At 33.5% G+C, this 6,338-nt stretch carries 7 protein-coding genes; 3 read left to right on the top strand and 4 right to left on the bottom strand.

Features of this window, described 5'->3' with window-relative positions; all coding sequences use genetic code 11:
- Window positions 1-228: DUF4277 domain-containing protein (locus BC008_RS13940; RefSeq protein ID WP_153009509.1), on the bottom strand; the 228-nt coding region annotated here is incomplete at its 3' end.
- A 370-nt stretch (window positions 229-598) separates the two neighbouring features.
- Here BC008_RS13940 and BC008_RS13935 point away from each other — a divergent pair.
- A complete protein-coding gene (locus BC008_RS13935) occupies window positions 599-1,426 on the top strand; it encodes a class I SAM-dependent methyltransferase (RefSeq protein ID WP_027845685.1) in 828 nt (275 codons plus the stop codon).
- 92 nt (window positions 1,427-1,518) lie between these two features.
- Here BC008_RS13935 and BC008_RS13930 read toward each other — a convergent pair whose 3' ends face one another.
- Together BC008_RS13930 and BC008_RS13925 are read right to left on the bottom strand one after the other, a co-directional pair.
- Window positions 1,519-1,806: a Ycf66 family protein gene (locus tag BC008_RS13930; protein WP_235595863.1), complete on the bottom strand. Its 288-nt coding sequence runs from the start codon at window positions 1,804-1,806 to the stop codon at window positions 1,519-1,521.
- Between the two features lie 446 nt (window positions 1,807-2,252).
- A complete protein-coding gene (locus BC008_RS13925; protein WP_027845684.1) occupies window positions 2,253-3,542 on the bottom strand; it encodes a protein kinase domain-containing protein in 1,290 nt (429 codons plus the stop codon).
- 160 nt (window positions 3,543-3,702) lie between these two features.
- Here BC008_RS13925 and BC008_RS13920 point away from each other — a divergent pair, with 160 nt between their 5' ends.
- The gene (locus BC008_RS13920; protein WP_027845683.1) at window positions 3,703-4,587 is read left to right on the top strand and encodes an alpha/beta fold hydrolase; all 885 of its coding nucleotides are present in this window, start codon (window positions 3,703-3,705) and stop codon (window positions 4,585-4,587) included.
- Window positions 4,588-4,620: 33 nt separating this feature from the next.
- Here BC008_RS13920 and tsaE read toward each other — a convergent pair whose 3' ends face one another.
- Window positions 4,621-5,112: a tRNA (adenosine(37)-N6)-threonylcarbamoyltransferase complex ATPase subunit type 1 TsaE gene (gene tsaE / locus BC008_RS13915; RefSeq protein WP_036267456.1), complete on the bottom strand. Its 492-nt coding sequence runs from the start codon at window positions 5,110-5,112 to the stop codon at window positions 4,621-4,623.
- Between the two features lie 621 nt (window positions 5,113-5,733).
- Between tsaE and BC008_RS13910 the strand changes: the two genes are divergently transcribed.
- Window positions 5,734-6,198, top strand: a complete 465-nt coding sequence (locus BC008_RS13910) for a hypothetical protein (RefSeq protein WP_027845682.1) — start codon at window positions 5,734-5,736, stop codon at window positions 6,196-6,198.
- Window positions 6,199-6,338: the final 140 nt, after the last annotated feature.

Below are 6,338 nucleotides of genomic sequence, written 5' to 3'. Positions count from 1 at the left end.
ACAAGCTATTTGCTCAAAAAACTTCGGGAACATATATAACGGTTTAGACACAAATCCTAATCCGTTTAAAATCATTGCTTTGACAACATGTCCTGCACTGACTTTTTCTCCTGGTTTTGACCCTAATAAATCATTAATTATTTCTACTAATCCAATGGAATCTACGATTCCTGCTACTATCCCTAAATGGTCTATATTTTGTATTTCAACATCTTTTATATCAAACATAAAAACAGAATTTTACAACACAATTCTGTTTAAATTCTCACATTATTATTTCGAGCAAAAATATTTTCTTACTTTTTTAAGAATCTTTTTAGCCTCATCAAAGACTTCAACTCAAAATACTTTTTGATAGATCCCAAATTTAATGAGATAACTTCCCATTAGTCTCATGAATATCTAAGTCTTGTTTAATAAATATGTACTAAAAAATCTCATCCCCTTGGTGTGTGACAGTTAGGGTGCGGAAGATGGGATTTAACAGAATTTAGCAAATAAATATAAAAAATATTTCCCGTACTATCTTAATACATTGATTTTTGATAAATGTATTCTTAATACATTAATACTAATATATTGTACGGGGATATAAATTATGTCTCGAGAGGCAAGAATTAATTTACCTTACTTTGATGAACTATTCAAAAACTTTCAAGAAGGAAAAACAGAAGTAATTAAATGCTTTGGAAATCACGTTCATTGGGGTTATTGGGAAGACCCAGCAACAGCAGATGGTTCTGTAGAAGATTTTGAGCAAGCAGCAGAAAAATTAGCTCAAAAAGTATACTTAGCCGGTCAAATCTCTTCAAATATGCGTGTCTTAGATTGCGGTTGTGGCTTTGGTGGAACAATTGCTAGTTTGAACAACCACTTCACTGACATGCGTTTAACCGGGTTAAATATAGACTCTCGTCAATTAGCAAGAGCCAGGGAAATAGTTCAACCCCGCGACCAAAATCATATAGAGTTTACAGAAGGGGATGCTTGTGAACTACCCTTTGCAGATAACTCCTTTGATGCAGTACTTGCTGTTGAGTGCATATTTCATTTTCCCAGTCGGCAGCGCTTCTTTCAAGAAGCATGGCGAGTATTGAAACCCGGTGGGATCCTTGCGATCAGTGATTTTGTACCTCGAAAAATAGTTATTCCTATTACCAAAACAGCACCCAAGCTAGTCAAAAAACTTGGTGGAAGTTATTACGGACGCGTAGATCTTAACTTTAGCCTTGCTGACTATCATAAGTTATCAAGGTATATAGGTTTCAAATCTTTAGTAGAAGAAGATATTACCGCTAATACTTTACCAACTTATCCTGTGGTCGGGCGAGTGCAAAATAAAGGAGAAAAGGAGCTTACTTTAGCTGAATGGACGAGTCGCTGGGGAATATTGCGTTATTTTATTTTTTCTTATCAAAAACCATAGTCAGAATTAAAATTTTCTCGAGATAAAATATGAAAATCTAAGATAATATGTAGATTTTAATTTCTAATTTCCCGGTTCTAATTTATCTAATTTCAACGAGTGATATTGTTTCGGCTTCGTAGTCTAATATTTTGGATGGTATAGAAAACTCCAGGGATTGATAAAAGAATTAAATTCAATTGTGTTAACTCTTTTCGATACCAGCGGTGTTGAGAGAATAAAACCAAACCACAGAAAAAAAATGCTACTATCAGTACAATGTCTTGACGACGAAAAAGTTTTGGACGGGTAAAAGGTAAGGCACATAAGGTCATCCCAGCGATTATCAGAATAGTTCCAATTAGATTGATCGGGTTTTCAAACATATTTTTAGTTGACATTTTTTATGATTACGAACATATAAGTTCGGAAATGATATTTTATCTATCATATGTAACAGGGAACAGGGAACAGGGAACAGGGAATGAGAAATAAGTTTATTCATCAAGAAGAGTATTAATATTAACCCTCAAAATTAATAGATTTAATTGATTATTAGGTTGATTTAGTTGGAATTTTTAAATCAATTATTAAAAACAAATTGCTTTATATCTGAAATATTAAAAGCATAATCAATTTTGACATTTTTTCTAATCAAATTAATGTAATGTCCAATCATCAATTATCGATGACCAATTACCATATGGCTAACGCCACGCTAGAGCCTACGGCGTCGGTAAAGCCTCTGACTAACGTCACGCTTCGCTTTCGCTAATGCTAACGCCGTTAGGCGCGGGCTTATACCCATTACCAATTACCCATTACCAATTACCAAGCCCCACAAAATCTATCTAATTCTCATTGCTCGCAATCTAACAGATTCGGTAAAAGCAAAAATTCCTGCCCCTGCTAACATAAATTCAGCAAGGGGAATTTCTTGAGAACCATAACGGCGATATTCTTGGAAAATAAGCAAAACCCCACTAAGAGCAAATATTACAGCAAATACAGAATCATAATCTCGTGCAATTCTCGGATACCAAGAACGCAAGAAAAATAAACCTCCACCAAAAGCCGCGAGAAAAACTCCTAATAAAATAATCCAAGTAGCAGATTTGAAAAAAAATAACCCTGCTGCGCCAAAAAAAGGTATGAACCTAATTACATATAAGGCTTTCTTCAACCAAACCGGTGATATTATTTTCACGGTTGCTCCTGTATCGTCAGCATGAGCATTAACTCCATGAACCGCAAATTTTTGCTGGACAGTAGGAACAAAAGCTGGCGAACTAGATGGTTCCATAGTCGGAATAAAATTTTGTAAATCCTGAAGATCGAATAAAATTTCTGATACGGACTCGTAGCGATCGCGCCAATGGTAAGACACCATTTTTTTTAAAATTGCGGTAAATTCAGGGGAAATTCGCGATTTATTTTCCCAAACAACTTCACCAGTATCGGGATCCTCAGATAATTGATGGGGTGGAATACCTGTTAATGCTTGAATTGCAACCATTCCAACTGCATAAATATCACTGTTAAAACGGGGTTTACCCTGTGCTTGCTCTGCAGCTATAAATCCAGGAGTTCCAATTGCAACTGTCGCACTTACCTCTGCTGAAGATTCAATTGCTTGAGTACGTATTTTTTTGACTGCACCAAAGTCAATCAAGACTAGTTTCCCATCAATATCTCTTTTAATTAAATTATCTGGTTTGATGTCTCGATGGATAACATTGCAGCGATGTACAAATTCCAAAACCCTCAAAATGTCTTCTAGCATGAAAACAACTTGATTTTCTACCCAAGGTTGACCAGTTTGGAAATCTTGACTGAGGGGATGTCCAGTAATTAACTCTTGTACTAAGAAAAATTGTTCTTTTTCTTCAAAATAGGCTAACAAACGGGGAATTTGGTCGTGGTGTCCTAGTTTTTCTAGGATTTCCGCCTCAGTTCGAAATAGACGTCTGGCGATTTTTAATTCTTCAGGTTTAGAAACTGGGGTTTTGAGCAACTTGAGAACGCAAGTTGGATTTCCCGGACGACGGATATCTTCAGCAATATAAGTTTCACCAAATCCTCCAGAACTCAGGACTTGGGTCACTTTATAGCGTCCATCTAATAGCTTTCCTAACATTGTTTATTTTTTGCTTATTTATAATCCAAGAGCGGTACAAAATAAGTTGTACAAAATATAAATATAGTTATTAATTAAATCTGTTGGAGATTTCATAGTTATTATTTAAAGTCTTTGGTATAGGATTGCTATTAAGACGAAACTTTAAATTACATCGATCGTGCTTGAGTTTCAACCTTCTGGCTTTGGGAAAAAATTAGTTGAGACATCTCTAGGAAGTATGGTTTATTACAGCCAAACATCTGCTCCTTGGGATATATCTCAAGTGGAAAGTTTACCAAAAATTGTATTTTTGCATAATTTTGGTGGTGGAGCATCTGCTTATGAATGGTCAAAAGTTTATCCTGCTTTTGCCTCGAATTATCATATACTTGCACCAGATTTAATTGGTTGGGGTAATTCGGCTCATCCAATGAAGAGTTATCAGATTAATGACTACATAACAACCATCAGAGAATTTATCCAAAAAACTTGTATATCCCCAGTAATTTTAGTTGCTTCTTCTCTGACTGCAGCTTTAGCAATTAGAATTGCAATTCAGCATCCAGAACTATTTCAGCGATTATTTTTAGTATGTCCTTCTGGATTTAATGACTTTGGAGAAAATGCAGGACGTAGACTTCCCCTAGAGATAATTAACACTCCTGTTTTAGAGGATTTAATTTATTTTATTGGAGCTGAAAATGAAATTTCAGTGCGTAATTTTTTAGAAAGTTTTTTATTTGTTAACCGGCAAAAAGTTTCCCAAGAAATAGTACAGGCTTATTTAAATTCGGCGCAAAAACCAAATGCAAAATATGCCGCTTTAGCTTTTCTGCGAGGCGACCTTTATTTTGATTTGAGTTTGTATATATCTCAACTCAGTATTCCAACTATTTTTTTCTGGGGTGAGAAAGCTCAATTTACAAAGTCTCAATTAGGAGAACGCTTAGCAAAGTTAAATCAAAGTGCAATTGAAAAATTTTACTCCATCGAAGATGCGGGAATTTTTCCCCATCTGGAGACACCAGAAGTGGTAATTGGTTTGATACAAAAACATATTTAGTGGTTCATAACATCACATTTTAGTATTGGGATTTTATCTCACCTCTGTCCCATTTTCTGCTGACAAAGTTGAAATAGTCGCGATCGCATCACTTAGCTCGCAGTTATGTGGTGTAATTTCTGCATAACGTCCACCTTCGGGTTCATAAATCAAATGGATTTTAAGGTAGCGTTCAGGTTTATAGGGCATTTTTTCTGCCCACTCAATTGCTACAATTCCCAAAGGTAATTCCATACCCTCCCAATAGGTTTCCAGATTTAAAGCTTCTATTTCGTTCCCAGTGAGACGATATAAATCTAAGTGATAGAGTTCGAGACGTCCTTGAGTATATTCGTTAATGAGAGTAAATGTAGGACTAACAATCGACTCTGTAATACCTAAGCCTTTTCCTAATCCTTGGACAAAAGTAGTTTTACCTGCTCCTAAATCGCCTTGCAATAAAATTACGCTACCAGCAGGTAGCATTTTACCAAGAATCACACCTAAATTATTTGTCGCTGCAGCATCTGCAAGTAAAATCTTCATAATTTACAATCGCCACTCATCTTGACCATTTACTTGTTATTATTTGTTGACCTCGTAATATTATGAGGTAATTTTTCAACTATTTTTTTGGTTAGTTGTAATTAATCTGGTAATTATGTTGACTATTTGAGAAATTTTAAAGTGTGTGTATAGTTTTATCTTTCTTATTTGGTTGTAATTGCTATTTTATATCTGAATATATACCTGATAAAATTTAAAATAAAAATATTCAATTTCATTTGTAAGAAAAATTTAATATAGTTGGAAGGTTATTAGCTCCAGCGTGAGTGATAAATTTTCTGCTTCTGGTTTCCTACTTTTTATCTATTTTTATTCGAATTAAAAGTATTATGTTTTCCAAATACTGTTCGATAAGTCAATAATGATTTTCTGGATTAGATTAGAAAGATATGGGTTATAATTCTAGATTTTTTTGATTGAAATAGTCTTGGCGACAAATATAAAATTATCGCACTGATGTAAGTTGAGCGGTTATACTCAAATAATTTAACCCGGAACATAAACCCGGAACATATATTATTAGGGTGAATAATATAATACCAAATAAAATAATAATGTCCTAACAAATATTATTTATCGATATTGTTTCTAATAAAAAATATGAACGATTCAGATTTTGGACAACAAACATTTCTGGAAATTATCGAGTACATTAAACAAGCAAATAGTGATGAAGAAATAATAGATATATATAATTTTTCTACCTTCTATATTCGTAATTTTTTTACATTTCAACAGCTGCATCAAATCAAGGCAGGAATTGCTAGTAATCATTACTGCGATGAAGACATATTGAAATACTTGTTTAAAACTGGATATATTATGGAAGTATATAATAACACTAGATTTCAGTTAACACTAGTTGAAAATCCTGCTTTACTTGAAGAACTAATTTTAAAATCTGATTTATCTAACTGCGAATCAATTCCAAGTGCAATTTATGAACTAATTTTAAATGATGAGATCAAATTCAGAGATAAGATTTTTGAGTTAAATTCTAGTCATGCTCCAGATGATATTAGATTAAGACTGACACTACTTAGAGTTAATTTGATATACCACTAATTAAGAATCAAATAATTAACAATTAAATAATTAACAATCAAATATTCTAATCAATAATTTATTATTCCCAATATTTATTGGGATATTTTTGTGTATTATCATTTTTTTGAGTTAATTAATTTTTGGCTATCTTATTTTGA

The organism is Mastigocoleus testarum BC008, from assembly GCF_001456025.1.
Classification (GTDB): domain Bacteria; phylum Cyanobacteriota; class Cyanobacteriia; order Cyanobacteriales; family Nostocaceae; genus Mastigocoleus; species Mastigocoleus testarum.
This window is presented reverse-complemented; position numbering and strand designations above follow the sequence as displayed.